Source organism: Nitrobacter sp. (genome assembly GCF_047149785.1).
In the GTDB taxonomy this organism is placed as follows: Bacteria; Pseudomonadota; Alphaproteobacteria; order Rhizobiales; family Xanthobacteraceae; genus Nitrobacter.
The window spans coordinates 2,100,788-2,126,367 of sequence record NZ_BAAGBE010000001.1; the positions used below are offsets into that span (position 1 = coordinate 2,100,788).

Below are 25,580 nucleotides of genomic sequence, written 5' to 3' on the forward strand. Positions count from 1 at the left end.
AAGCCGTGCCGAACTACGATGCGTTGCGCGATTACCTGAAACGGCAGACGCAGGTCGAATTCGTCCTGAGCTTTTCGCAGATCGAGGACATCATCGACGACGATCTCCCGCGCGCGGCGCAGCGCGCATCATGGTGGGACACCACGCGCGCGCCGGAAGAGCGGATGCCGCAACGCCAGGCCTGCATCGAGGCCGGATATGTCGCAATGCGTCTCGGCGACAAGGAGGGCGTGCGTTTCCGCAAGGCCGATGCACGACGGCCGCGCTTCAGATAAGCGTCTCCGGTCAGTTCAATTTCACGAGATCGTACAACTTAACGACGAATCGAATTAACCATTCGGGCACATACGCGGCTGGACTATTGTCTCCGATACCACGGAACATGGGCTAATGACCTACGCCGCACGACGCAAGACCGACACGCCCCCGCGCGTGCAAGCGCTGGATCTGCTCCGACTCGTCGCAGTGCTCGGCGTCATCGTCTATCACTATGGCTTCCGCGGACCCACGACAGGCGATTTCACCCACGTTGCGATTCCCGAGATCGGCACCTTTGCGATGTACGGATTTCTCGGCGTTCCGGCTTTCTTCGTCATCAGTGGATTCGTCATCGCTTATTCTGCGGAGGGACGCAACGCGACCGGTTTCGCCATCGCGCGTTTCAGCCGCATCTATCCGACTTTCGTGCTCTGCATGACGCTGACCTTCCTGACGGTCCTGATGTTCGGGCCGCCGAATTTCACGACCAGTCCTGGCCAGTGGCTTGCGAACCTGGCGATCGCCGCGCCAGCGCTGCATCATCCTTACATGGACAGCGCCTACTGGTCGCTGGTCATCGAGATCACATTCTACGGCTGGGTGACTTTATTCATCGCGACCGGATTGTTTCCACGCCGGATCGACGCAATCGTGCTGGGATGGCTCTGCCTGTCGATGGTCAACGAATTGACCATCGACGCGCGCTTCATGGAAAACATCTTTCTGGCCGACGATGCCGGCTACTTCGCTACCGGCCTGATGATCTATGAGATCTATCGCGGCCGCCGCGATCTCATCGTTTACTGCATTCTCGGCCTGTCAACCGGAGTTGCGATTTTCCACGCGGTGCACTCGCTGGCCTGGTTGCGCTCGCATTCAGGTACGGCCTTCGATTCGTGGATCGTGGCGGCGATTTGTCTGACGTCGATCGTCGTGATCTTCCTGGCAACCCGCATCCGGCGCCTTCCCCTGCCGCCGGCGCTTGTTACCGCAATCGGGGGCGTCACCTATCCGCTGTATTTGCTGCATCAGCAGATCGGCTACACGCTTTTTGTGCGCATGGCTCCGGCCAACGCCAAACTCGGGGCGACAGCGATCGTCCTCTGTATCGGCTTCGCGAGCTGGATCCTTTGGCGATTTGTCGAGAAGCCGCTCCAGAACGCGGTCCGACACCACCTGACCGGCTGGGCGGCGCGGCTGGGATGGCCGTCAAATCCGGAGCTTGCCGTGCACTCGAAACATTGATTCGGCCCACACCCATCACGCTAAATCTTTCACGAATTCGTGTGGCCACCGAACGCCGGCAACCGTAACAATCTACCGGCCTCCGCATATCTTGGAAGATCGGAGAACGGAGCTGTGACAAGCTGCGTGCACTTCCTTCAGATTGACCGGTGCAAAGGACGTCATTCATGCGCGATCCGTTCAGCCGTAATGCTATCGCCGCTGCCGCTGCCGGCGTGATTGCCCTGTCGTGGCTGTTGGCCGCCCCGTCCCGTGCGGCCGAAGACGCCGTGACCATTCCGCCGCCGACGCTGGATGCAAAGGCTGCCGACGGGATCCAGACCGCGGTCGTCGCCGGCGGCTGCTTCTGGGGCGTGCAGGGCGTGTTCCAGCACACCGTAGGCGTTGTCAACGCGATCTCCGGTTATGCCGGCGGCGCGAGAGAAACGGCAAAATACGAGACCGTAAGCACCGGCACCACCGGCCACGCGGAGTCGGTCGAGATCAGGTTCGACCCGAAGCGGATCAGTTACGGGAAAATCCTGCAGATATTCTTCTCGGTCGCGCACGATCCCACCCAGCTCGACCGCCAGGGACCGGACACCGGCACGCAATACCGCTCCGAGATTTTTACGCTCAACGACGAGCAGAAGAAGATCGCCGACGCCTACATCGCCCAGCTCAACGCCGCCGGCGTCTATAAGAAGCCGATCGTAACCAAGGTGGAAACGCTGCAGGGATTTTTTCCGGCCGAGGCCTACCATCAGGACTACCTGACGCTGCATCCCAACCAGCCCTATATTGCGTATTATGACATTCCGAAGATCAGGAATTTGAAGAAGATGTTTGCGGACAGATATATCGACAAGCCGACGCTGGTCAGCGCCAAAGCCACCGATTGACAGTGTCGCAAAGGAGGATCGATGCCCAACAGCAAGGCGATGCCGGCGAAGGTCACGAAGAGCGACAGCGAATGGCGCAAGGAACTGACGCCGATGCAATACGCCGTTCTGCGCGAGAAAGCGACCGAGCAGCCGTTTTCCGGCGAATACGAGCATGAACGTCGCGAGGGCACCTATGCCTGCGCCGGTTGCGGGCAGACGCTGTTCGAATCTGAGGCCAAGTTCGATTCGGGCTGCGGCTGGCCGAGCTTCACCGCGCCTGCGGTCGACAGCCATATTGATGAGGAGCGCGACACCAGCCACGGCATGATCCGCACCGAGGTTCTGTGCTCGAAGTGCAGCGGCCATTTGGGCCATGTTTTCAACGATGGTCCGGGCCCGACGGGTCTGCGTTACTGTATCAATTCAGCGGCCTTGAAACTCGAGCCGAAATAATCGCGAGCGCTCTGAATTCACCCTTTCTCCGCGGTCGGGTTTCAGGTTGCGCGGGACAGGCCTTACTCGCCTGGCGGAGTTCGGCTGGAACGTCTGCTATTCCCGCCATGGCATTGATATCAATATCTTATTTCTGGAGCCTCAATCTTCGCGCGGGATTTCATGATTTCGGCCCCCGAAGGTCGCAATTTCCGCTCCCTACCCTATATAAATGAGACATCACGGACATGCTGCATGCCAAGCGATAGCCGACGGGCGCCGCTTTCAGCACTGGTTCGTTTTCCGAAAAGCGTTACTTGTAGAGGTCCCGCCATGGCATTCAGCTTCAAGAAATCCGCCGAACTCTTTCCGGCTGCGATCCGCAAGAAAAAGCGTGCGGGCTTCGCTTACCGCCGTTTCGAGACTGCGGCCGACGCGGTGCGCTTCGCGATCGAGGAGCTGCCGGCGGACTCGCTGAACGGCGCGTATCTCCAGGTGGACGAGGCTCGCTTCGACCAGAACGGCATCCGCTCGCTCTACGAGAGCCACGATTTTCCGCTGCCCCGCCGCGAGCCAAAGCCGGCACCTGCCGCGGCGAGAACGTCGCAGGACGCCGCCTGACGCGCCCGCGGGTTCCTATTCTCGATCGAGCATGATCTTGTCCGAAAACCGCTTCAGCGATGCGCTGAAACGCAGCCCATACGCTAGAGCCCTTCCGCTTCTGACGGAATCAGAAGCGGGGCTCTATGTTTTTGTTTTGAGGCGTTCTCTTGACGCGAACCGGTAGCCACTTCGCTCGAAAACGCTCTAACGCGGCTGGCGGTCGAGCCAGCGCTTCAACATACGCACGTTGCGGATGTTGGCGCGGAACATGACATCGAAGGCATCGCCGGCCACCGGTACCAGCCCGACCAGCCCATCGAGCGCCACGTTGCTGAGCATTCGCGCCGTGACATGCCAGGGGGCGCCGAGCGCCCGCGCTTCACGCACGAGCCATAGCGAGAACGCGGTGGTGATGATATCGCCGATTACCGGCACCAGTCCGATCAGGCCGTCGATGCCGTAACGGATGTTCGTTCCCGGTATGACAAAGGCGACATCGAGCAGCTTCGCGATCGCCTCGAGTCGCGCAAGCCGCTGCTCGCGGGTGAGCGGCTGGAACGCCGCGCCGAAATCAAAACTGAAGGTCGACGGACCTTGCCGAAACGCCCCGCGTCCGAATCCGCCCGCGTCAAAACCATCAGAACCCAGTGAGCCCGGGCGAATTTCACGGCCGTCCTGATCGATGATCTTTGCGCGCGGCGACGATTTTCGGGAACGGGTGGTGTTTCGCGAAAACAGCTCGTCGTTTGGCATGGAATTCATGGCCTTCAGATGGGCCCGCTCGGCGGCTTTCGCAAGCTGCTGCGGCACGCGGCCGCTCACGATCACAATACGATACCATCATGTCCCCGTTCCGCCCATCCGGTCATGATGGCACGACAATTTCACCGGTCAGCATCTTTCGATCAACATCCCTGGTGCGACGAAAACTTGGCGCAACGAAAAAAGCCCGCCTCCATATCTCCCTTTCCATGACTCAAACCTGCCCCATTGCGACGCCACCCTTTCCAATGATCGCGAGTGAACGAGGGAGCGCTTCGCATGAGTCAGGTTCCGCCGCAGAAATTCGACGCCGAGTATGTTGCGCACCTGCGCGAACTGCTCGACATCGCGGTCGAACAGTTAGGACCTGAACACCGCACACCGGCGACAAAAGCGAAGATGGCCGAAACCCTCGCGCGCAACGCCGCCAGCGGCATCACCGACGCGCGCCATCTGATGGACGCGGTCGTGCGCGCCGGCAAGGACAGCACCGCGTAGCGCGAAACGAGCGAAGGTCATTCGCCCCAGGCGGCGAAGGCCTCGTTGAAGGCGCGCTCCCCGGGCGCCCCTTTTTCGATGGCGATGATCGCGCGACGCTGATTGGTATACACCAACGGCACGTCGAACCACGAGCGCTCCTTCAGGAGCTGGAGATTACGGGCGCGGTCGGCCTCGACGTTGGACAGTCCGACCAGGAAGAAGCCGTCGGTAACCTTGACGGCGAGACCCGCCAACGGCGTGCCGCGCGCCTGCTCGTTGGATTTCATCAGAATGCCAGGCACGTTGGCGACGCCGCCGCCGTCAAAATCCGGCGGCAGCATAAAGGTCAGCTCCGCGGTATGACTCGCAGGCAGCGAGGTGTCGGTATTGCGGCGGAACGACATCGTCATCTTGAAGTTACGCTCCGGGACGTCGATGTCGGCACGCACGGCGATCTCCGGCGTCTTGCCGGCTGCGCCCTTCACCTCCTCGGTGCGCCACACCACCGTACCGACATACTGTTTGCCCTTGGGATCGGACGGGTCCTCGTCATAGAGCACGACGCGTTGCGCCACCGGCGCCAGCGTTTCGGATGACGGGGGCTGACCGACCCGATCGGTAATCTTCGGTTTCATTCCCGGCGAAGCCGGTTGCGGCGTCTCGACCGCCTGCTCCCGCGACGAATCAAACAACCCGCGCAACGCCGAGACCGCCTTCGGACCCCAGACGATGCCCGCGCCCGCAAGGATCAGGACGAGACCGACGGCGATCGCGCTCTTGAACGGAAAGGCGCCGCCGAACGCGCGCTTCGGCTTGTCGCGGCCGGGTTGCGGCCAGGAACGAGGCAGGGCCGGCGGCTGGTCGTCGGCGGTCTCGCCGGATGACGCGTCGTAAGGATGATAGGCTCTCTCGAAAGCACCGCGATCCTCGAGGCTCGGCTCCAGCCGGTCGAATTCAGGCGATGGCGAGGGTACGTTGGCATAGGTGCGGCGGGCCGAGCGGCTGGCTTGCGCCGCGGCGCGACCGAGATCATCGGCGTCCGCAGTGACATCGCTGAAGCCGGGAACCGGTGAAGACGGCGGGCGATCGGCCTCGGGATTGCGGCGCGGCTGGCCCTGCCGCTCGCGGGCGGGCGACGGCGAGTCCTGCGTCGGCCTCGGTGGTGCGGGCGACCGCCACGATGGCGGCGGACCGGGAGGCGGGTCGGCGCGCAGGTTGCGCGGTTGGGGCGTTATATTGGCACGCGGGCGAACGTGGGGCGGCGGCGGCGCAGCCGTATCGTGCGATCTCATCGCTGCGCGGGTCGAGGCGCGGAAAGCATCGCCAGAGCGCGAACCGCCGCCACGCGAGGCGTCTCGCGCGCGCTGTGCGGCTTCGGACTCGACCTTGCGCACGGCCTCTTCCAGCGACAGCCGTTCGCGGGTGATTTCCGATTCGCTTAACGGCGGTTCCACGCTGCGGAGCTGCGCGATCAGCGCGGTCCGCGCCCGCTCATACAACGCGCGCCGCTGCTCGCCGGGCGCATTGGCGTCCAGTCCTGAGATGGCGCGCGCAATCAGCGGGTAATAATCAGCCATATCTTTTCAATAATACCGCGAACATTAACCTTGAACGCATTCCCGTAACATCTCGTTAAGCCTCGAACGGGTTCTGCACCAGGATGGTGTCCTCGCGCTCGGGGCTGGTCGACAGCAGAGCCACCGGGCACCCCACGAGTTCCTCGATCCGGCGAACATATTTGATGGCCTGAGCCGGCAGGTCGGCCCATGAACGGGCGTTGGCGGTGGGCTCTTTCCACCCTTCGATGGTCTCGTAGACCGGCTCGATGCGAGCCTGCGCGCCCTCTCCGGCCGGCAGATGGTCGATCTCCTTGCCGTCAAGCCTGTAGCCGGTGCAGACCTCGATGGTGTCGAAGCCGTCGAGGATGTCGAGCTTTGTCAGGGCCAGCCCGTGGATGCCGCTGGTACGGACAGTCTGCCGGACCAGCATGGCATCGAACCAGCCGCAGCGCCGCTTGCGCCCGGTGTTGACGCCGAATTCCTTGCCGCGCTGACCGATCAGTTCGCCGATCCCGTCGGTGAGTTCCGTCGGAAACGGTCCCTGGCCGACGCGCGTGGTGTAGGACTTGCAGATGCCGAGCACGTAGCCGAGCGCGCTCGGTCCCATGCCGGTGCCTGTGGCCGCTTGCGCTGCGACCGTGTTGGAGGAGGTGACGTAAGGATAGGTGCCGTGATCGACATCCAGCAACGCGCCTTGCGCGCCTTCGAACAGGATACGTTTGCCTTCGCGGCGCTTGTGATCGAGCAGATTCCACACGCTGTCAGCATAGGGCAAGACCCGCGGCGCAATTGCGGCGAGATCCTTCAGCAGCGTCCCGCTATCCACCTCCGCGATGCCGTGGCCGCGGCGCAGCGCGTTGTGATGGGCGAGCAGCCGCTCGATCTTGTGCGGCAGCGTCTGCGGGTCGGCGAGGTCCATCAGGCGAATGGCGCGGCGGCCGACCTTGTCCTCATAGGCCGGGCCGATGCCGCGCTGGGTGGTGCCGATCGCCGTCGCCGCGCTGGCGTTCTCGCGCAAGGAGTCCAGTTCGCGATGCAGCGGCAGGATCAGCGTGACGTTCTCGGCGACGCGCAGATTGTCAGGACCGATTTTGACGCCCTGCCCTTTCAGCTTCTCGATCTCGTCGACAAAGGCTTGCGGATCGAACACCACGCCGTTGCCGATGATCGACAGCTTCGACGCGCGCACCACGCCCGAGGGCAGCAGCGCCAGCTTGTAGGTGTTGCCGTCGATCACGAGCGTATGACCGGCATTATGGCCGCCCTGGAAGCGGACGACGATATCCGCCTGCTCCGACAACCAGTCGACGATCTTGCCCTTTCCCTCGTCGCCCCATTGGGCACCGACGACGACAACATTGGTCATTTTCGCAGGAATTCCTTGCAAAATGAGGCGCGTCCATGCAGCGCCCTCCGTAGCGACCACGCTAGCCGAAACGCGATAGACGCAATACGGGCCGCCAGCATGCGAGGCGCTCCACCGGATAAAGGATGCGTGCGGTCGACGCAAGCCGGAACGGCGGCTTGATGACGTCGAGGCTCTTCCCAAACCATTGATTCGGCCAGAAAATCCAAATGCAGGCCGCCGTCTTCGCAGGGGTCCCGCGCCCGCCACAGTTTCCGGCGACGCTCGATTTCAAGGCTCGGGCTGCGGTCCACCAGCCCGACGAAGACAGGAGTAGCTAAATGCCCGGTCCGATGTTCCGCCATGCCTGCGCCGGAGCGGTACTGCTGGCGCTGCTGGCTGCCTCCGCCTCCCGCGCAGACGACGCGGCGACCGGCGCGCCATCGCATCAGGCCGAAGCGAAGCAGTCCGGTTCGAAGAGCGGCGGCGATGATGCGCACAGCGGATCTGCCGCAGCCGCGACCGACCGTCGTTTGCCGCCGGCCTCCACCACCAGGCACAAGCTGGCGCTGCCCGGCCGCACGCTGGCGTTCACCGCAACCGCGGGCGCGATCCGCATTTTCGACGACAAGGGCGAACCGCAGGCGGACATCGCCACCACAGCCTATCAACTCGATGGCGCCGATCCCCGCAACCGGCCGGTCACCTTTGTGTTCAATGGCGGACCCGGCGCTTCCTCGGCATGGCTGCAATTCGGCAGCAATGGCCCATGGCGCATCGCGATGGACCGCGCGATCGCCGGTTCGTCCGCTCCGCAACCGCTTGCACCGAACGCGGAAACATGGCTCGATTTCACCGATCTCGTCTTCATCGATCCGCTCGGCACCGGCTACAGCCGCATGGTCGCGCGCGGCGACGAGGCCCGGAAGCACTTCTTCACGGTCGACGGCGATGTGGCCTCGATCGCGCTGGTGATCCGCCGCTGGCTGGAGAAAGCCGATCGGATGCAATCGCCGAAATACATCGCCGGCGAGAGCTATGGAGGCATTCGCGGGCCGAAGATCGTTCGCAACCTGCAGACACGGCAAGGCGTGGCGGTCAATGGACTGGTTCTGATCTCGCCGGCGCTCGACTTCGGCGATGTGGTGGGCACCGGACTGACCCGGTTCGTGGCGAGCCTCCCAAGCATGGCGGCGGTCGCACGGGAAAAGAACGAGAAAGACGGAACATTGACCCGCGCCGACATGGCCGACGTCGAGGCCTACGCACGGGGCGAGTTCCTGAGCGACCTCGTCAAGGGCCAGGCCGATGCGGAGGCGACGCAGCGGCTTGCCGACCGCTTCGCGGCGTTGACCGGCATCGACCAGGCGGAGAGCCGTCGCCTTGCCGGGCGGTTCAGCGTCAGCGAATTCCGTCGCGCCTTCGACCGCCGCAACGGCAAGGTGACCGGGCGCTACGACGCCTCGGTGCTCGGGTTCGATCCCTACCCCGACTCGACCACCAGCGACTTCGACGATCCCTCGGAAGAGCCGCTGCTGGCCGCGCTGACATCGGCGGCGTTCGACCTTTATGCGCACAAACTGAACTGGCGGCCGGACGGTTCCTATGAACTGCTCAGCCGCGCCGTCAACCGCGAATGGGACTTCGGCAAGCACCGGAGTTCCGTCGAGTCGGTGTCCGACATCCGCGAATTGCTCGCCGCGGACCCGAAATTCAAACTGCTGGTCGCGCATGGATTATTCGATCTGGCGACGCCGTATTTCGCTTCACAGATTCGCCTCGATCAACTGCCGACCTTCGGCTCCCGCGACCGCGTCAAGCTCGTGGTCTATCCCGGCGGCCACATGTTCTATTCGCATGACGGCTCGCGTCAGGCGCTACGCGACGCGGTTCGCGCACTGATGAAGTGATGCAAACGTTTAGCAGGCTGTTGAATTTGGAACGGCCCCGGATCAGCAGCGCGGCATTTCATGCCGCACCGCGTCCGGGGCACGCCGGAACGCAGTGCCGGTTTTCAATAGCTTGTTAGAGCATGATCCCGAAAAGTGGAAACCGGTTTTCGGAAAAGATCATGCTCAAACAAAAAGATAAGCAACGAGTCTGATTCAACGCAGTTGAAACAGACTCTAGCGAGACGGCGCGTCGATCGGTTGGCAATTGGAACGGCCCGACATCACGCAGTCCTGGATCCGGCTCGCGGAGCCGAGTTCACGCGCGAGCCAGAGACCGACCACCAGCAGCACGACGACAACGATCAGCCCCGCCACTGCGCCGCGGCGACTCCCCCCGCCGGGCTCGGAATCATTCTGCGGAGCGGGCTTATCCATCGGAAAACTCCTTCCTGGATCGGACGCCGCCGGCATGACAGGACGGGCTTGGCCTTTTCGCGCCAACGACCCTTTCGCTGTCAGAACGTCAGCGCCCTCACCTGCTTGACCTGCGGCAACGCCTTCACCTTCGCGAGCACTTTCTCCGGTACGTTGCCGTCGACCTCGACCAGTGCGATGGCGTCGCCTCCCTGGTTGTGACGACCGAGATTGAACGTCGCAATGTTGACGCCCGCATCGCCGAGCAGCGAGGCGAACTTGCCGATGAACCCCGGCTTGTCCTCGTTGGTGACGTAGATCATCGACTTGCCGAACTCGGCATCGACACGAATGCCCTTGACGTCGACCAGGCGCGGCTTGCCGTCGGCATAGACCGTGCCGGACACCGAACGCTCCTGCCGTTCGGTAAAGACAGTGACCGTGATCAGGCTTTCGTAGTCGCTCTGCGCGGCGCGCACGACCTCGTCCACCACCATGCCGCGCTCCTTGGCGACAACCGGTGCCGACACGACGTTGACGTCGCCCAGCATGGGCCGCAGCAGGCCCGACAGCGCCGCCGATGTCAGCGCCTTGATCTTCATTTCGGCGACCTGCCCCTCATAGGTGATGGTCACCTTTGAAATTCCGCTCTCCGTGAGCTGGCCCGCGAACGAGCCGAGCTTTTCCGCAAGCGCAACGAACGGCTTCAGCTTCGGCGCTTCTTCCGCCGTGATCGAGGGAAAGTTGAGAGCGTTGGTGATCGCGCCGGTGAGCAGATAATCCGACATCTGTTCGGCGACCTGTAACGCCACGTTCTCCTGCGCTTCCGTGGTGGAGGCGCCGAGATGCGGCGTGCAGATGACGTTGGGATGGCCGAACAGCACGTTCCTGGTTGCCGGTTCCTCGACGAACACATCGAACGCCGCGCCCGCGACCTGCTTGGCATTGAGCGCATCGACCAGCGCCTGCTCGTCCACCAGGCCGCCGCGCGCGCAGTTGATGATGCGCACGCCCTTTTTCATTTTCGCGATTGCGGCAGCGTCGATGATGTTGCGCGTTTTGTCGGTCAGCGGCGTATGCAGCGTGATGAAGTCGGCGCGCTTGAACAGATCGTCAAGCTCGACCTTCTCTACGCCGATGTCCTTGGCGCGTTCCGGCGACAGGAACGGATCGAACGCGACCACCTTCATCTTCAGGCCGAGCGCGCGATCGGCGACGATCGAGCCGATATTGCCGCAGCCGATGATGCCGAGAACCTTGCCGGTGATCTCGACGCCCATGAAGCGGTTCTTTTCCCACTTGCCGGCCTGGGTCGAGGCATCGGCTGCGGGAATTTCGCGCGCCAGCGCCAGCATCAGGGTGATCGCATGTTCGGCGGTCGTGATCGAGTTACCGAACGGCGTGTTCATCACGATGACGCCCCTGGCCGTCGCCGCCGGAATCTCGACGTTGTCGACGCCGATGCCGGCGCGGCCGATCACTTTCAGTTTTTTTGCATTGGCGAGGATCTTCGCGGTCGCCTTGGTGGCGGAGCGGATGGCGAGGCCGTCGTAATCGCCGATGATCTCGGCGAGCTTGTCCTTGTCCTTGCCGAGCGCGGGCTGGAAATCGACCTCGATGCCGCGATCCTTGAAGATCTGAACGGCAGCGGGGCTGAGCGCATCGGAAATGAGAACCTTGGGTGTGGTCATGGGATGTGATCCGTTGAGCAAGATGACTTGATGTCGTCACCCGCGGGCCTGACCCGCGGGTCCATCTTTTCCGATGGATGGCCGGGTCAAGCCCGGCCATGATGGAATCAGTGTGAGGAAACGCTACGCCGCCTTGGGCAGAGCAGCCTTGGTCTCGGCAAAGGCCCAGTCGATCCACTGCGTCAGCAGCGCGACGTCGCCCGCCTCCACCGTGGCGCCGCACCAGATGCGCAAGCCCGGCGGCGCGTCGCGGTAGTAGGCGAAATCGTAGCCGGCGCCCTCCTTCTCGACAGCGGCGACAAGCTTCTTGACGAAGTCGGACTGCGCATCCGCCGGCAACGACGTGATCGCGGGATCGACGATCTTCAGGCATACCGAGGTATTGGAACGGATCGCCGGCTCCTTCGCCAGGAAATCGATCCACGTCGTCTTTGCCTTCCAGTCGGCGATCACCCTGGCGTTGGCGTCGGCGCGCGCGACCATTCCCTTGAGACCGCCGACCGACTTCGCCCAGTTCAACGCGTCGATATAATCCTCGACGCACAGCATCGACGGCGTGTTGATGGTCTCGCCCTCGAAAATGCCGTGCATGAGCTTGCCGCCCTTGGTCATGCGGAAGATTTTCGGCATCGGCCACGGCGGCGTATAGCTTTCCAGACGAGCGACCGCGCGGGGGCTCAGCACCAGCATGCCGTGAGCCGCCTCGCCGCCGAGCGCCTTCTGCCATGAGAAGGTCACGACATCGAGTTTCGCCCAGTCGAGCACCTGTGCGAAGGCGGCCGAAGTGGCATCGCAAATGGTCAAGCCTTCGCGGGTAGCGCTGATCCAATCCGCGTTCGGCACGCGGACGCCCGAGGTGGTGCCGTTCCAGGTGAAGACGATGTCGGAGTTCGGATCGGCTTTGGCGAGATCGGGAATCTCACCATAACCCGCAGTGAGCTTGGTGACGTCCTTCAGCTTGAGCTGCTTGACAATATCGGTGATCCAGCCTTCGCCGAAGGACTCCCAGGCAATCGCCGTCACCGGCCGCGCGCCGAGCAGCGACCACAGCGCCATCTCGACCGCGCCGGTGTCCGAGGCCGGCACGATGCCGATCTTGTAGTCGGCCGGAATTTCCAGAACCTCGCGTGTCAGATCGATCGCGAGTTTCAGGCGCGCCTTGCCGATTTTCGCGCGATGCGAACGGCCAAGAACTGCGTCCTTGAGATTTCGGGGGGTCCAGCCGGGGCGCTTGGCGCAGGGGCCGGAAGAAAAATGCGGCACATCGGGCCGCGAAGCAGGCTTCGCAACGGTCATGATCTATCCTTCCAGATAGCGAGCCTCCCGTTGGGGGGAGGTGTCCCGCCGCCGGGGATATGGGAATCACCTGCTTTCGTCAATGATTTTTCCGGCGATCACGCGCGAGTGACGACCGGTCGGCTGACTGCTGCGCGGCGCGCACACGTGGAGAAGGTCAAATCATGGGTCGCTAATTGCCGATGCGGCCGGGATATCCGGGAGCGTTGGGATCGTCACCGGGCAGACCACTCGGCGACGCACCGGCGCCGATGTGTCCGGGCGCGGAGGTGTCGGGAACGCCGGACTGATTGACGCCGCCGGTGTTGAGGCCAGTCCCCGTACCAGTCGTTGTGCCTGACGATCCGTTCAGACCGGCACCTGTGGCCGTAGTTGAGGACCCGCCGGGCGCCGACCGGATGCCCGCCGAACCCGAGTTCTGGCTGTTCATGGAACCTGCGCTCGGCATACCCGCGGCTCCGCCTCCGATCGTCGCAGCACCTACGCCTGCGGCATAGGCGCTCAGGGCGAGCAAGCTTATCAGGGTCGCCGTGACAAGCGCAAAAAAGGTCAATCGAGATTGCATGCGTTGCTCCATCGCTATGGATGGAATCAACGGGCCGCATTCACCACTGTTCCGGTTCCCCTAACCGTAAAAAGGTTCCTTATTGGAAAACATAGCGACGATCTGGCGAGTGCGGGGAGCACTCAGACCGCGCCGACCCAGCCTGGCTCGCAACGCATTCGAGCCGCAGACTGCGGCTCGGACGCGCGAAGTGGAGAGCTTCTCGCACTCCTTGGCAATCAGAATTTATAACCGAGACCGACGCGAACAGTATTGACGTCGGTGTCTATCGACGAGGTGAACCGAACATATTCCCATTCGGCGCGCAGGAAGAGACCGGCCATCAAATTGACGTCGACGCCAAGACCCGCGGAATAACCGTAGACCAGGTGAGCATGCTGAACATCCGTCATCGACCCTGAAAACGGAATGACCTGCCCCGTAGTATTGTTGACCTGAGTGTCGGAAATGCTCGCGGTGCGAATGATATCAGCCTGGCCGAGCGCTACGCCGCCGAAAATGTACGGGAGGAAAGAGCCACACACGTAGCCGCCGCGGATACGCAAAGTCCCCATATCCTGAATGGCCATGGAAGCGTTGGCATTATAGGTAACGTAGTGAGTATATCCATCCGACGCAGAGTAAAAGCGGCTCATGCTTCCGCTATCGGAGCCGCCGAAATTTCCGTGGAGGTAGTTCGCCTCAACGCCGAGGACGACATCGTCCCATTGCGAATTGTATCCGACAAATCCGCCGAAACCGGTTCCCCGTGAGGATTTTTTGCCCATGACCGGCCAACCGGAAACATTCATGTCGTTTTCGATGACAGTATTCGTAAGCAGCTTGGCCGTGACATCGTTGGTCGCCCCGGAGAAATTCATGTCAGATTCCCCGATGCCAGTCTGCCCGCCGATGTAATAGCCCTGCCACACCGTCCGCACCGAACTGAGGCCGTCCGGCAGCGATCCGCGCAAAACCGGAAGATCGGGCATATCGGCTGCGTACGCGCCCTGCGCTACTCCACAAATGACTGCCGCCAGCAGAAGTCTGCGCATCGCAACGCTCCATTCGACACAACTTGGTTACGTGACGACCATCGCTCATTAACCTTAATCAATCGTTGTCGCGCGACGCTGTCGAACCGCATTGTCGACAAAATCCTGGCGTGCCCCCGCGCATCGCAACTGTTGAAACGCGACCCCACAAAGAAAAACGGCGCGGGAAAGCCCACGCCGTTAAGACTCGTCAGGTGATGGCAGGGCTCAGCCCTTGGTGATCAGCGGCGGCGGAGGCGGCGCATAGACAGGCGCATCGAAATTCCAACGCACACCGAAACGCACATCCTGCGATGTGATGTCGTGGAATCGCATCGGGTTGTAGACGTTGTTCGTCCCGTCGAACGCAACGAGATCGCCGGTGGCGCCATTGCCCAGATTGACGTAGCGGTACGACATTTCGAGCGTCAGGTTGTTGGTAACCTTGTAAGCAAGACCCCCGTGGAGCGCCCACGCGAAACTCCACTTCGATGCGGTGTCGCCGTAGGCTACACTTGGTCCGATACCGTTTCCGGGCGGGAAGAGCGAGCCAACGCCCTGATCGACAAAATTCGAGATCGTATTGCGCGACATGCCGACGCCGGCGCCGATAAACGGGGTGACGCAATACCAGGTGCCGAGATCGACATAGCCGTTGGCGAGGAACAACCATTCCGACTTGCTGCCGGTGTAGGTATCGGAACCGAAGCCCTGCGCGCCGCCGTTGTCGAAGGTGGTGATGTCGAGGCCATGGAAGTTCGACTTGCCGCGATATTCACCGGTGATGTCGCCGCGGAGCCAGTTGTTGAACTGATAACCGACGCCGAGGCCATAGATTCCCGCACTGTCGAATCCGGTGCGCTGATCGAGCGACGTTAATGAGCTGTAGAGAGCGTTGTCGAGATTCTTGACGCTCTGATTGCTGAATCCGATATCGCCGCGCAGATACCAGCCGCCGAAATCCGCAGCCGGCGGCGGCGCGTAATATTGAGGGGGCGGCGCGATAGGCAAATCGGCGGCGAAGGCCGTCGATGACAACAGTGATGCCGCTCCGGCGGCAACGAGAAATCCAACCCTACGCATCAGCTTCGTCCCTTTGTCAGGTGAGGCGGCGAGGCCCCACTCCCGAAATCGGACGGACGATGACACCAAATGTTTAAGCGTCGCTTAACCCTAATTTTTAAGGTTGATATTCTGTAAGGCTCTGGAGCGACAGGAGACGACGGTGCGAACCGCAGCAGCCCTGCCACACTTTCCAGAGCGGTTCAGGTTTTGATGGAAACACCTGTTCCGTCATGGTCCGGGCTCTGTCCCGGCCACGGGTTGCTGGTTCCGTCTAAAGCAAACCTGCTCGAGAGCCTTTCCGCTTCTGATGGAGTCAGAAGCGGAGCTCTATGTTTTTGTTTTGACGCGTTTTCTTTACGCGAACCGGTAGCCGCTTCGCTCGAAAACGCTCTAACAGTTCGTTGACAAACCCACGGCCGATCAACCTTGCGGGATCTTCGGCATTTTCGGCAGGAACATCGCGAGCAGGCCGATCGCCGGCAAGAACGCGCAGGCGTGATAGACGAACTCGATTCCCCTCGCGTCCGCGACCTCGCCAAGCAACGCCGCTCCGAGTCCTCCGGCGCCGAACGCAAAGCCGAAGAACATCCCCGAGATCATGCCGAAGCGATGCGGCATCAGTTCCTGCGCGAACACAATGATCGCCGGCATCGCCGAGGAGATGACAAAGCCGATGACGACGCTCAGCATCGCGGTCCAGAACAAGTTGGCGAACGGCAGCAACAGGGTGAACGGCAGCACGCCGAGGATCGAGAACCAGATCACATAGCGGCGGCCGATCCGGTCGCCGATCGGGCCGCCGAAATAGGTACCGACCGCGGTTGCGGCGAGGAACATGAACAGAAAGATCTGCGACGTCTGGGTCGAAACGCCGAACTTGTGGATCAGGAAGAACGTGTAGTAGCTGGTCAGGCTCGCCATGTAGATGAACTTGGAGAATACCAGCACGATCAGGATGGCGATCGCCAGCGCCGTCCGCCGCGGCGACGGCGCGTTGGGCTGGCGCGCCATCGCCTTGCTGACGCGTCGGGCGATCCGCGGCTTGTACCAGCGCCCGATGCGCCAAAGAATCAGGATCGCGGTTGCCGCGATCACCGAGAACCAGGCGATGCTCGGCTGGCCGAACGGCACCACGATCAGCGCCGCGAGCATCGGCCCCATCGCCGAGCCGAAATTTCCGCCGACCTGGAACACCGCCTGGGCGTACCCGTAACGTCCGCCCGACGCCATCCGCGCGATGCGCGAGGACTCGGGATGGAAAACCGCGGAGCCCAGGCCGACGAGTCCGGCTGCAACAAGGATCATCCCGTAGACATGCGCCACGCTCAGCAGCAGCAACCCGACGAAAGTCGACCCCATGCCGATGGCAAGCGAGAACGGCTGGGCTTTCTTGTCGGTGACATAGCCGACCACGGGTTGCAGCAGCGACGCCGTCACCTGAAATGCCAGCGTGATCATTCCGATCTGGGCGAAATCGAGCGCGTAGTTCTCCTTCAGGATCGGATAGACCGAGGGGATCAGCGATTGCATCGTGTCATTGAGAAAATGCGAGAAGCTGATGCCGCCAAGCACAAGATAGGCAGGACCGGCAGCGACCTTTTCGGCAATCGCGGGAACCACAACCGGCGCGACGAGGGTCTCCTCGGAGGTGATGACGTGCTTGTCCACGAAACGAATTCCGGATTGTGAGGACCGGCGCCTGTTACGACGCATGCTCCCGACCGACCAGCAACAATAGCTTATAGCAGGGATGCACCGGGAGTCGCTCGCGAATGCCGACTTACAGTCTCGGGCCGCTTAGCGCCGGCGTCACGCCGCCGCCGGTCCGCCCAGTGCGGAAACGATCGTGTCCACGACTTCCTCGACCAGGATACGATCGTCGCCCTCGCCCATCACGCGAATGACCGGCTCGGTTCCGGAGGAGCGGACCAGCAGGCGGCCGTGACCGTTGAGCCGTTTCTCTCCCGCCGTAATCGCCGACCTGACCTCGGCGCGATCCAGCGGCTTGCCGCTGCGATAGCGGAAGTTCTTCAATATCTGCGGCAGCGGCTCGAACTTGTGGCAAACCTCCGAGACCGGGCGCCCCAGCTTCTGCACGACGGCGAGCACCTGAAGCGCCGACACGAAGCCATCCCCGGTGGTCGCATAGTCCGACAGGATAATGTGACCCGATTGCTCGCCGCCAAGATTGTAGCCGTGCTTCAGCATCTGTTCGAGCACGTAGCGGTCGCCGACCGGCGTCCGCACCAGCGACAACTCCTGATCCCGCAGGAAGCGCTCAAGACCGAGATTCGACATCACGGTGGCGACGATTCCGGGGCTGGTCAGCCGACCGTCTTCCTTCCAGCTCTGCGCGATCACGGCGAGAAGCTGATCGCCGTCGACCACATGGCCACGCTCGTCGACGATGATGACCCGGTCGGCGTCGCCGTCGAGCGCAATGCCGATGTCGCCGCGCATCTCGCGGACCTTGCGGCACAGCGCCTCCGGCGCGGTGGAGCCGCATTCCTTGTTGATGTTGAAGCCGTCGGGCTCGACGCCGATCGGAATGACGTCCGCCCCCAGTTCCCACAGCGCCTCGGGCACCACCTTGTAAGCGGCGCCGTTGGCGCAATCGACCACCACCCTCAACCCATCGAGGCTGAGTTCGCGCGGCAGCGTGCGCTTGGCGAATTCGATATAGCGATCGTGTACGCCGTCGATACGGCGGGCGCGACCCATGCTCGCGCTCTGCGCCAGTCTCCTGTCGAGGTTTTGGTCGAGCAACTGTTCGATCTTCTTTTCGACCTCGTCGGACAGCTTGAAGCCCCGAGGTCCGAACATCTTGATTCCGTTGTCCTCGAACAGGTTGTGGGAGGCGGAAATCATGACGCCGAGATCGGCGCGCATCGACTTGGTGAGCATCGCCACCGCCGGCGTCGGCATCGGACCGAGCAGCAGAACATCCATGCCGACCGAGGTGAAGCCCGCAACCAGCGCGTACTCGATCATGTAGCCGGAGAGCCGGGTATCCTTTCCGATCACAACGCGATGACGGTACTCGCCGCGCTGGAACACCAGCCCGGCCGCCTGCCCGACCTTCATCGCGAGTTCCGGCGTGATCAGGCCGTTGGCGCGGCCGCGAATGCCGTCGGTTCCAAAATAGTTGCGGCTCATCCTACCCCCCACGACGCCCTCAAATCGCACGCCGCCTCGAAGCTGGTCCGCCGAATCGTTGGACGACAAGCATAGCGCGAAGCCGCTTATAACGCCCGGATAGCTAAAACGACTTCAAAAAATATAATGAATCGTTACCGGCGTATGACGACAAAAATGACGGTTTCCCCCGGAAAAGATGAATTAATCCCAATTTCTTCGGGGCCCGACCTCAACCGCCGCCATCCGCGCGATTCGAGTGACGGCCGGCCGGCCTGTCCTTTATCGGCCTTGCAGGCGCCGGCTGGGTGACGCTCACCGGATCCGATCCCGGAAACGATTCCTCGAGGCCACGATCCAGTTCCTCGTCCAGTTCCTTCTTGGTTTTCGCCTTTTTCTTCCGGTCGTCCTTCTCAACGTGGCCGCTCGTCATCGCTCTCTCCTATAACAGGGTATAACGGCGCGCGCCGCGTTCCGTTCCTCCGCGAGGCGAGATCAGGCCGGATTTTCGCGGACCCCGCTCTCAGCCCCAGCCCAGCGCCAGCGCGGTGCGGTAGGTGACGAAGGCGGCGAGATAGGCCAGCGCCAGCATGTAGAAAAAGGTAATCAGCATCCAGCGCCAGCCGCCGGTCTCGCGCTTGATGACGGCCAGCGTCGAGGCGCATTGCGGGGCAAAGACGTACCAGGCCAGGAACGCCAGCGCGGTCGCGAGACTCCATTGCGAGGCAAGCATGTGGCCGACCTGGTCCGCCGCCTCCTTGCCGCCCTCGATGGCGTAAACGGTGCCAAGCGAGGCCACCGCCACCTCGCGCGCCGCCATGCCGGGAATCAGCGCGACGCTGATCTGCCAGTTGAAGCCGATCGGCGCGAGCAACGGTTCGATCCAGCGGCCGATCATGGCGGCAAGGCTGAAATCGATCGCGGGTTCGGTTGCGCCCGCCGGCGGACGCGGAAACGAGGCCAGAAACCAGATCAGAACCATCATGGAAAAGATCGTGGTGCCGGCGCGCTTGAGAAACGCCATCGCGCGCTGGTAAAGGTTCATCAGCACGCTGCGCAATTGCGGCAGCTTGTAGTCCGGCAGTTCCAGCATGAAGGGCGGAGTCGCGCTGTCGCGCCAAAAAAAGCGGTTGGCGACGAACGACACCGCGAGCGCGCTGAAGATGCCTGCCGCATAGAGCCCGAACATCACGAGCCCCTGCAATCCAAGAACGCCGAGCACCGGCCGGTTCGGCACGAAAGCCGCAATGATCAACGTATACACCGGAATGCGCGCCGAGCAGGTCATCAGCGGCGCGACCATGATGGTGGTCAGCCGGTCGCGCTTGTTATCGATCACCCGCGTCGCCATGATCCCCGGAATCGCGCAGGCAAAACTCGACAACAGCGGGATGAAGGCGCGACCGTGCAGTCCGGCGCCACCCATGACGCGGTCCATCAGGAAGGCCGCACGCGCCATGTAGCCGAGATCCTCGAGCAGCAGAATGAAGAGAAACAGGATGAGGATTTGCGGCAGGAACACGATGACGCTGCCGACACCCGAGATCACGCCGTTCTGGACAAAACTCTGCAGCAACCCTTCCGGCAGCACGGTCGCCGAGAACGCGCCGAGCGCATCGAACCCCCGGGTGATGAGTTCCATCGCCGGCTCGGCCCAGGCGAACACGGCCTGGAACATCACGAACAGCAGCAGCAGCAGCGCGACCATCCCCCACACCGGATGCAGCAGCACGGCGTCCACGCGCGTGGTCCACGTATCGGGCTTGGCCGGCTCGCTGACCGCGGCGCGGATCACGCGATCGGCCTCGCGCTGTGCCGCGCGCAAGTCCGATACAGCCGGCGTCGTCCAGTCGCTCGCGGCTATGGCGCCGGCCGGCTTGCCGGCGATGTCGTCGATCCGGCGCAACAGATCGTCGATGCCGCCGCGCCGAACGGCGGTCGATGTGACCACCGGCACGCCGAGTTCGGCGGAGAGCTTGTCGAGATGGATGTCGACGCCGCGCCGCCGCGCAATGTCGATCATGTTCAAGACCAGAAGCATCGGCCGGTGCACGCGCTTCAGTTCGATCACAAGGCGCAACGCCACGCGAAGATTGGTGGCGTCGGCGACGCAAAGCAGGAAGTCCGGCGGACTTTCGCTCGCGAACTTGCCGAGAATGACGTCGCGGGTGATGTCCTCATCGGGGCTGCGGCCTCGCAACGAATAGGTCCCCGGCAAATCGATCAGGTTGACGCGGTGGCCGGATGCGGTTTGCAAGGCACCGGACTTTCGCTCCACCGTGACGCCGGCGTAGTTGGCCACCTTCTGCCGGCTGCCCGTGAGCGCATTGAACAGGGCGGTCTTGCCGCTGTTCGGCGTCCCAACCAGAGCGATACGCCAGTCGTTCACATCGATTGCGGTCATGCGATGGCGTTCGTCGTCCGGCCATGATCGCCAACCATGACCGCCATGGCTTCGCGCCGGCGCAGGGCGATCGTCGTGCCGTTGACGCGGACCGCAATCGGATCCCGGCCGATCGGCCCCTCATGCAGGATCTGCACCGACACGCCCTCCACGATTCCAAGTTCGAGAAGACGCCGCTCGATCTCCATCGCCGACACGCCGAGGTGGTCGCCGTCGACCATGATGGCGCATACCCGGCCGCGAAAGCCGCGCCGCGCGAGGCCAAGCGGCGTGGCCTGGGTTGCTTCAAGGATTCTGGTATCGGGATCGGACATCATGCTCGCTGCTTCGGGATCACGCTTCTATCAAGTGGATCAAGCTCCCGTGGGGGTCAAGACAAAGAGCATTGATCGAGCACGGATTAGAATGGTTAAAAACGGCGGGCGCCTCAGGTCGCGGAATGAGCCATCCGGAGATCCGCCTCGACCAAAGCGCGCAATTCCGGCGTCACCGCGGGACGTCGTCCGAACCACAGTTCAAATCCGCGCACCGCCTGATGCAGCAGCATTCCGAGGCCGTCGGCGGTCCTGAGGCCGCGCGCCTTCGCCGCCGCGAGCAACGGCGTTTCCAGCGGAACATAGACCAGATCGGCGACCACCGCGTCAGATGGCAGCAACGGCAGTTCGACGTTCAGCGGAGGTTGTCCCGCCATGCCCAGCGAGGTGGTATTCACAAGCAGCCCGGCGCGCGGCAGCACGTCGCCGATCCCGCTCCAGGCCAACGGCATGACAGTCGCGCCCAATTGAGCCGCAAGCGCCTTGGCCCGTTCCATGGTGCGGTTGGCGAGATGGATGCGCCTGATGCCGCGTTCGATCAGGCCGAACACCACGGCCCGCGACGATCCGCCGGCGCCGAGCACCAGCGCGTCTGCGGTGCGATCCCAGCCCGGCGCGGCGACATCCAGATTGCCGATGAAACCCTCGACATCGGTATTGGTGGAGCGCAACGTCTCGCCTTCGTAATAGAGCGTGTTCGCGGCGCCGACCGTTCTCGCGCGCGCGTCGGGTGCGGTCAGTTGCAGCGCCCGCTCCTTGTGCGGGATCGTGACGTTGGCGCCGACGAAGCCGTGCTTCGCCAGATTCATGACGAATTCGGCAAGGCCCTCGGGGGGAATCGCCTCGATGCTGTAGCCGCCCTCGATCCCGTACAGGCGCAGCCAGTAATGATGGATCAGCGGCGAGCGCGAATGCGCCGCGGGCCATCCGATCAGGCAGGCGGCGGGGACTTCACTTTCGGCTGACATGGCGGGTCCCGTCGCGTGGCGCGCCCGACGATCAGACGGCGCGATCAAATGAGATCATGCAAGGCGCATCCCCTGTCAATGCCGCAGGCCGCCCTCGCCCGCGGCGGGGGACCCGCATCACGCAATCTCGGGACAACGCAAAGCTGCGATGATCTCAACCGGCCGGACGGGGCGGTCCGGGTTGCTTCAGTCGAACGCCGCGCCCGCCGTCTTCGCTACGGGCGTGTTCGCCGATCAGTTCGACGCCGGCGCGATCGAACGCGCCGACCACCTTCACCAGCGTATCGACAAAGCCGCGCACCGGACCCTCGCTCGCCTCCATGCGCTGGATCGTCGGCAGGGACACGCCGGCCATTTCCGCCAGGGTCTTCTGATCGACACCCAGGAGCGCTCGCCCCGCACGCATCTGGAACGACGTGATCAAGGCTCCATCTCCATACGACAACTATTACAACTGATAGTATGAATAATAATTATGATGCTAAATACATCATCGTCGGAGACGAGTCCAGGCCGTCCGCCAAACAGGACCGGAACTCGAGATCGTGAGACGCGTGGCGGCTACGCAGCGGCCCGACGCGCCGCGATGATCTGGTCGGCGGCACGGCCGTTGACTTCAGCCATGCGATCGAACTGGCGGGTGAAACTCCCCGCGCCTGCCGTCGCCGACCTCAGTTCGACAATGAGATCGCCAATCTCGGCTTCCGGCATCACGGCGCGCACGCAATCCCAGCCGGCCCAACCTTCGCGACTGTCGAAACCGAGGATCTGGCCGCGCCGCGCCGACAGGATGGCGTTGATTTTCGCCGTCGCGTCGCTCGGGCAAACGATCTCGACCACGTGGATCGGCTCCAGCAGCACCGGCTGGCATTTCGGCAATGCTTCGCTGATACCTATGCGCGCGGCCGTGCGGAACGCCTGATCCGAGGAGTCGACGCTATGATAGGAGCCGTCGGTCAGCGTCACCTGCACATCGATCACGGGAAAACCAAGCGGACCGCGCGCGAGTCCGTCCACCACGCCCTCCTCCACGGCCCCGATGTAATTGCGCGGCACCGCCCCGCCGACGATCTTGTCGACAAAGACGAAGCCCGAGCCGCGCGGCAGCGGAGCGATCTCCAATAGAACGTCACCGAACTGGCCATGTCCGCCGGACTGTTTCTTATGGCGTCCGCGCTGGGTCGTGGATTTGCGGATTGTCTCCTGATACCCGATCGCCGGCGGATGCGACGTCACGTTGATGCCGAAGCGATCGCGCAGCCGCTCCAGCGCGACGCGCAGATGCATCTCGCCCTGTCCCCACAGGACGGTGTCGTGAGTCTGCGCATTGTGAATGACAGCAAGCGCGGGATCTTCCTCGTTGAGCTTGGTCAAGGCCTGTCCGAGCTTGACGTCGTCCTTGTGGTCTCCGGCCGAAACCGCCATCGCCAGAACCGGCGCGGCAGGCGCGATGCCGGCCAGCGAGGGCGGCGTGACCTTCGCGATCGTCAGCGCATCGCCCGTCTTCACCGCGTCGAGCTTGCCGAGCGCTACCGTGTCGCCGGCTTCGGCCGACGCCCGCTTGGTCTCCTGCGCGCCGGTAACGGCGAGAATGCCCGAGATTTTTCCGCCCTCGCCCGACGACGCCTGCACCGCCACGCCATCCTCGAAACGACCTGTCAGCACCCGCGCCAGCGACAGCTTGCCGCCGTGCTGAAGGTGCATGGTCTTGAACACGTAGGCAAGCGCCTCCTTGCTGTCGGCTACGCCTGCTCGCTTCGCCGTCTCGTTGACGCCGGGCGTCTCGTGCCGCAACGCCTTCATCAGCCGCAGCACGCCGTTCCCGCGCGCCGCCGCGCCGAGCAGCACCGGACAAATCCGGCCTTCGCGCAGTTCGCGTGCGAGATCATCGAATACCGCATCGCGCGGCGGTGGAATGTCTTCGAGCAACTGCTCCATCAGCGCGTCGTCGTGATCGGCGAGTTTCTCCAGCATCGAGAACCGCGCTTCCTTCTCGCGGTCGAGATCGCCGCCGTCCAGTCGGACAACCTCGGACGCCATGTGCTCGCGATAGACAAAGGCGCGCTCCAGCGCGAGATCGACGAATCCGGCGATCAAATCGCCGTTCCAGACCGGAATCTGCCGCAGGACCAGCGGCGTCCGGGAGGCCGGCTGCAGCGTCGCCAACGTCTCGCGAACGCGCTTGCTGGCCTTGTCGATCTTGTTGAGGAACAAAAAACGGGGAACGCTCAGATCTTCCAGTTCGCGCAGGATGATCTGCAACTGCGGCAGCTTGCGCTCGTCGGCTTCGCACACCACCACCGCCGCATCGATCGCGGGGATCGCAGAGCGCATGTCTTGCGCAAATTCGATCGAACCGGGGCAGTCGATAAAGGTATAGGCTTCGCCCATGAAGCTGGTGCTGGCAGAGGTGAGCCCGACGCCCATCCTGTGCTGGCGGGCTTCGGCGCTGGCATCGCCGACGCTGGTCCCTTGATCGACGCTGCCTGCTTTGGGGATTGCGCCCGTGCGCGCCAGGATGGCTTCGAGAAGTGTGGTTTTACCGCTCTGGAACGGGCCCACCAGCGCAATACACCGGGGACCCGGTGCTTGGGTGCCCCGGGGGGTGCCTTGTGGACCTCTGAGGTCATGTCCCATTGCCGCCTCCTGATCTGGAAGTCGGCCCATGATTGGGTCGGCGCCGCAATGCTCCTCCCGCACTCCCTTTTTGGCAAGCGGGAAAAGAACCGATGCGGCGCGAAACGTTTTGAACGGCGCGTCAGCGTCCCGGACGCAGTTCAAGCGCCGCAAGACCCGCCGCGATGTTGAAGCCGACCTGACCCTGCACACTGAGCGGTTGCAATGCGATCGAATTGGCGGAGCCGCCGATCAGGACGTTGCCGCCAAGACCGATGCCGACCGAAGCGCTGCCTTGCGCGCCCGCGTAGTCGCCGGAGAGATCGCCGGGACCAAGCCGTGCCACCGGCGCGTAGACGCCCCAGGCCAGCGCCGATTCCTGGGTGATGCCGAGATCGACGCCGACCTTGCGGATCGTCGCGACGTAGCGATCTTCCGGCAGGCCGTCCGCGTGAAACACGCAGCCGAGATTGGTGACCGAACCGACGATAAATCCGATGCTCGCTGCGCCGCGACATTCGAGAACGCCGACCTTGACGCGCTGCGCCGGCTGCTGCGCAAACACGCCCGAGAGCGGCGCGATCAGCGCCGCCACGCCCGCCACAATTAAAAACCCGCGCATGGCAAACTCCGGTGATGGAGAGATGGCCGCCACAAATG

At 63.0% G+C, this 25,580-nt stretch carries 25 protein-coding genes; 7 read left to right on the plus strand and 18 right to left on the minus strand.

The window, feature by feature from the left end; genetic code table 11:
- Positions 1-5 precede the first annotated feature (5 nt).
- The 5 genes from ACMDCM_RS09670 to ACMDCM_RS09690 all read left to right on the plus strand — a co-directional run bounded on the left by ACMDCM_RS09670 (position 6) and on the right by ACMDCM_RS09690 (position 3,419).
- On the plus strand, positions 6-275 hold the full coding sequence (locus tag ACMDCM_RS09670; RefSeq protein WP_412773364.1) for a DUF7662 domain-containing protein: 270 nt from the start codon (positions 6-8) through the stop codon (positions 273-275).
- Positions 276-390: 115 nt separating this feature from the next.
- Complete coding sequence (locus ACMDCM_RS09675) at positions 391-1,503, plus strand: acyltransferase family protein (RefSeq protein WP_412773365.1); 1,113 nt, start codon at positions 391-393, stop codon at positions 1,501-1,503.
- A gap of 167 nt (positions 1,504-1,670) precedes the next feature.
- On the plus strand, positions 1,671-2,384 hold the full coding sequence (msrA, locus tag ACMDCM_RS09680) for a peptide-methionine (S)-S-oxide reductase MsrA (protein ID WP_412773366.1): 714 nt from the start codon (positions 1,671-1,673) through the stop codon (positions 2,382-2,384).
- 21 nt (positions 2,385-2,405) lie between these two features.
- On the plus strand, positions 2,406-2,819 hold the full coding sequence (gene msrB, locus ACMDCM_RS09685; RefSeq protein WP_412773367.1) for a peptide-methionine (R)-S-oxide reductase MsrB: 414 nt from the start codon (positions 2,406-2,408) through the stop codon (positions 2,817-2,819).
- A gap of 312 nt (positions 2,820-3,131) precedes the next feature.
- Positions 3,132-3,419, plus strand: a complete 288-nt coding sequence (locus ACMDCM_RS09690; RefSeq protein ID WP_412773368.1) for a hypothetical protein — start codon at positions 3,132-3,134, stop codon at positions 3,417-3,419.
- Positions 3,420-3,605: 186 nt separating this feature from the next.
- On the opposite strand, the gene ACMDCM_RS09695 is transcribed toward ACMDCM_RS09690, so the two are convergent.
- Positions 3,606-4,163 carry a DUF4112 domain-containing protein gene (locus ACMDCM_RS09695; RefSeq protein ID WP_412774719.1) on the minus strand — a complete coding sequence of 186 codons (558 nt, stop codon included), beginning with the start codon at positions 4,161-4,163 and terminating at the stop codon, positions 3,606-3,608.
- A gap of 279 nt (positions 4,164-4,442) precedes the next feature.
- Between ACMDCM_RS09695 and ACMDCM_RS09700 the strand changes: the two genes are divergently transcribed.
- Positions 4,443-4,661 carry a hypothetical protein gene (locus tag ACMDCM_RS09700; protein ID WP_412773369.1) on the plus strand — a complete coding sequence of 73 codons (219 nt, stop codon included), beginning with the start codon at positions 4,443-4,445 and terminating at the stop codon, positions 4,659-4,661.
- A gap of 17 nt (positions 4,662-4,678) precedes the next feature.
- Here ACMDCM_RS09700 and ACMDCM_RS09705 read toward each other — a convergent pair whose 3' ends face one another.
- Positions 4,679-6,220 (minus strand): hypothetical protein, encoded by a 1,542-nt coding sequence (locus ACMDCM_RS09705; RefSeq protein WP_412773370.1) that lies wholly within the window; start codon positions 6,218-6,220, stop codon positions 4,679-4,681.
- Positions 6,221-6,275: 55 nt separating this feature from the next.
- Entirely contained in the window at positions 6,276-7,568 is a 1,293-nt protein-coding gene (locus tag ACMDCM_RS09710; protein WP_412773371.1) for an adenylosuccinate synthase, read from the minus strand.
- A 320-nt stretch (positions 7,569-7,888) separates the two neighbouring features.
- On the opposite strand from ACMDCM_RS09710, the gene ACMDCM_RS09715 reads away from it, so the two are divergent.
- Positions 7,889-9,457 (plus strand): S10 family peptidase, encoded by a 1,569-nt coding sequence (locus ACMDCM_RS09715; RefSeq protein WP_412773372.1) that lies wholly within the window; start codon positions 7,889-7,891, stop codon positions 9,455-9,457.
- Between the two features lie 216 nt (positions 9,458-9,673).
- Here the strand turns inward: ACMDCM_RS09715 and ACMDCM_RS09720 are convergent, their stop codons facing one another.
- From ACMDCM_RS09720 to ACMDCM_RS09790, 15 genes are all read right to left on the minus strand, one after another.
- The gene (locus tag ACMDCM_RS09720; protein ID WP_412773373.1) at positions 9,674-9,874 is read right to left on the minus strand and encodes a hypothetical protein; all 201 of its coding nucleotides are present in this window, start codon (positions 9,872-9,874) and stop codon (positions 9,674-9,676) included.
- 80 nt (positions 9,875-9,954) lie between these two features.
- Positions 9,955-11,544: a phosphoglycerate dehydrogenase gene (gene serA / locus ACMDCM_RS09725; protein WP_412773374.1), complete on the minus strand. Its 1,590-nt coding sequence runs from the start codon at positions 11,542-11,544 to the stop codon at positions 9,955-9,957.
- Positions 11,545-11,667: 123 nt separating this feature from the next.
- A complete protein-coding gene (locus tag ACMDCM_RS09730; RefSeq protein ID WP_412773375.1) occupies positions 11,668-12,840 on the minus strand; it encodes a phosphoserine transaminase in 1,173 nt (390 codons plus the stop codon).
- 172 nt (positions 12,841-13,012) lie between these two features.
- Complete coding sequence (locus ACMDCM_RS09735) at positions 13,013-13,405, minus strand: hypothetical protein (protein ID WP_412773376.1); 393 nt, start codon at positions 13,403-13,405, stop codon at positions 13,013-13,015.
- A 218-nt stretch (positions 13,406-13,623) separates the two neighbouring features.
- A complete protein-coding gene (locus ACMDCM_RS09740) occupies positions 13,624-14,439 on the minus strand; it encodes an outer membrane protein (protein WP_412773377.1) in 816 nt (271 codons plus the stop codon).
- A gap of 207 nt (positions 14,440-14,646) precedes the next feature.
- Entirely contained in the window at positions 14,647-15,501 is an 855-nt protein-coding gene (locus ACMDCM_RS09745) for an outer membrane protein (protein WP_412773378.1), read from the minus strand.
- 402 nt (positions 15,502-15,903) lie between these two features.
- A complete protein-coding gene (locus ACMDCM_RS09750; RefSeq protein WP_458575140.1) occupies positions 15,904-17,151 on the minus strand; it encodes an MFS transporter in 1,248 nt (415 codons plus the stop codon).
- 141 nt (positions 17,152-17,292) lie between these two features.
- Positions 17,293-18,639: a phosphoglucosamine mutase gene (gene glmM, locus ACMDCM_RS09755; RefSeq protein ID WP_412773380.1), complete on the minus strand. Its 1,347-nt coding sequence runs from the start codon at positions 18,637-18,639 to the stop codon at positions 17,293-17,295.
- A gap of 211 nt (positions 18,640-18,850) precedes the next feature.
- Positions 18,851-19,051 (minus strand): hypothetical protein, encoded by a 201-nt coding sequence (locus ACMDCM_RS09760; protein WP_412773381.1) that lies wholly within the window; start codon positions 19,049-19,051, stop codon positions 18,851-18,853.
- Between the two features lie 90 nt (positions 19,052-19,141).
- Positions 19,142-21,022, minus strand: coding sequence for a ferrous iron transporter B (gene feoB / locus ACMDCM_RS09765; protein WP_412773382.1), 1,881 nt, complete (start codon positions 21,020-21,022; stop codon positions 19,142-19,144).
- Positions 21,019-21,336 (minus strand): FeoA family protein, encoded by a 318-nt coding sequence (locus ACMDCM_RS09770; RefSeq protein ID WP_412773383.1) that lies wholly within the window; start codon positions 21,334-21,336, stop codon positions 21,019-21,021. The genes feoB and ACMDCM_RS09770 overlap by 4 nt, the downstream gene beginning before the upstream one ends.
- 113 nt (positions 21,337-21,449) lie before the next feature.
- On the minus strand, positions 21,450-22,304 hold the full coding sequence (locus ACMDCM_RS09775; protein WP_412773384.1) for a shikimate dehydrogenase: 855 nt from the start codon (positions 22,302-22,304) through the stop codon (positions 21,450-21,452).
- Positions 22,305-22,458: 154 nt separating this feature from the next.
- Positions 22,459-22,728 carry a helix-turn-helix domain-containing protein gene (locus tag ACMDCM_RS09780; protein ID WP_412773385.1) on the minus strand — a complete coding sequence of 90 codons (270 nt, stop codon included), beginning with the start codon at positions 22,726-22,728 and terminating at the stop codon, positions 22,459-22,461.
- A 137-nt stretch (positions 22,729-22,865) separates the two neighbouring features.
- Entirely contained in the window at positions 22,866-24,941 is a 2,076-nt protein-coding gene (locus ACMDCM_RS09785; RefSeq protein WP_412773386.1) for an elongation factor G, read from the minus strand.
- Positions 24,942-25,062: 121 nt separating this feature from the next.
- Complete coding sequence (locus ACMDCM_RS09790) at positions 25,063-25,542, minus strand: DUF992 domain-containing protein (protein ID WP_412773387.1); 480 nt, start codon at positions 25,540-25,542, stop codon at positions 25,063-25,065.
- Positions 25,543-25,580 lie beyond the last annotated feature (38 nt).

Bases quoted from the DNA above. Each gene is read 5' to 3' on its own strand.
- ACMDCM_RS09675 (WP_412773365.1), top strand. From the start codon at position 391: ATGACCTACGCCGCACGACGCAAGACCGACACGCCCCCGCGCGTGCAA.
- msrA (WP_412773366.1), top strand. From the start codon at position 1,671: ATGCGCGATCCGTTCAGCCGTAATGCTATCGCCGCTGCCGCTGCCGGC.
- msrB (WP_412773367.1), top strand. From the start codon at position 2,406: ATGCCCAACAGCAAGGCGATGCCGGCGAAGGTCACGAAGAGCGACAGC.
- ACMDCM_RS09690 (WP_412773368.1), top strand. From the start codon at position 3,132: ATGGCATTCAGCTTCAAGAAATCCGCCGAACTCTTTCCGGCTGCGATC.
- ACMDCM_RS09695 (WP_412774719.1), bottom strand. From the start codon at position 4,163: ATGAATTCCATGCCAAACGACGAGCTGTTTTCGCGAAACACCACCCGT.
- ACMDCM_RS09700 (WP_412773369.1), top strand. From the start codon at position 4,443: ATGAGTCAGGTTCCGCCGCAGAAATTCGACGCCGAGTATGTTGCGCAC.
- ACMDCM_RS09705 (WP_412773370.1), bottom strand. From the start codon at position 6,220: ATGGCTGATTATTACCCGCTGATTGCGCGCGCCATCTCAGGACTGGAC.
- ACMDCM_RS09710 (WP_412773371.1), bottom strand. From the start codon at position 7,568: ATGACCAATGTTGTCGTCGTCGGTGCCCAATGGGGCGACGAGGGAAAG.
- ACMDCM_RS09715 (WP_412773372.1), top strand. From the start codon at position 7,889: ATGCCCGGTCCGATGTTCCGCCATGCCTGCGCCGGAGCGGTACTGCTG.
- ACMDCM_RS09720 (WP_412773373.1), bottom strand. From the start codon at position 9,874: ATGGATAAGCCCGCTCCGCAGAATGATTCCGAGCCCGGCGGGGGGAGT.
- serA (WP_412773374.1), bottom strand. From the start codon at position 11,544: ATGACCACACCCAAGGTTCTCATTTCCGATGCGCTCAGCCCCGCTGCC.
- ACMDCM_RS09730 (WP_412773375.1), bottom strand. From the start codon at position 12,840: ATGACCGTTGCGAAGCCTGCTTCGCGGCCCGATGTGCCGCATTTTTCT.
- ACMDCM_RS09735 (WP_412773376.1), bottom strand. From the start codon at position 13,405: ATGCAATCTCGATTGACCTTTTTTGCGCTTGTCACGGCGACCCTGATA.
- ACMDCM_RS09740 (WP_412773377.1), bottom strand. From the start codon at position 14,439: ATGCGCAGACTTCTGCTGGCGGCAGTCATTTGTGGAGTAGCGCAGGGC.
- ACMDCM_RS09745 (WP_412773378.1), bottom strand. From the start codon at position 15,501: ATGCGTAGGGTTGGATTTCTCGTTGCCGCCGGAGCGGCATCACTGTTG.
- glmM (WP_412773380.1), bottom strand. From the start codon at position 18,639: ATGAGCCGCAACTATTTTGGAACCGACGGCATTCGCGGCCGCGCCAAC.
- ACMDCM_RS09760 (WP_412773381.1), bottom strand. From the start codon at position 19,051: ATGACGAGCGGCCACGTTGAGAAGGACGACCGGAAGAAAAAGGCGAAA.
- feoB (WP_412773382.1), bottom strand. From the start codon at position 21,022: ATGACCGCAATCGATGTGAACGACTGGCGTATCGCTCTGGTTGGGACG.
- ACMDCM_RS09770 (WP_412773383.1), bottom strand. From the start codon at position 21,336: ATGTCCGATCCCGATACCAGAATCCTTGAAGCAACCCAGGCCACGCCG.
- ACMDCM_RS09775 (WP_412773384.1), bottom strand. From the start codon at position 22,304: ATGTCAGCCGAAAGTGAAGTCCCCGCCGCCTGCCTGATCGGATGGCCC.
- ACMDCM_RS09785 (WP_412773386.1), bottom strand. From the start codon at position 24,941: ATGGGACATGACCTCAGAGGTCCACAAGGCACCCCCCGGGGCACCCAA.
- ACMDCM_RS09790 (WP_412773387.1), bottom strand. From the start codon at position 25,542: ATGCGCGGGTTTTTAATTGTGGCGGGCGTGGCGGCGCTGATCGCGCCG.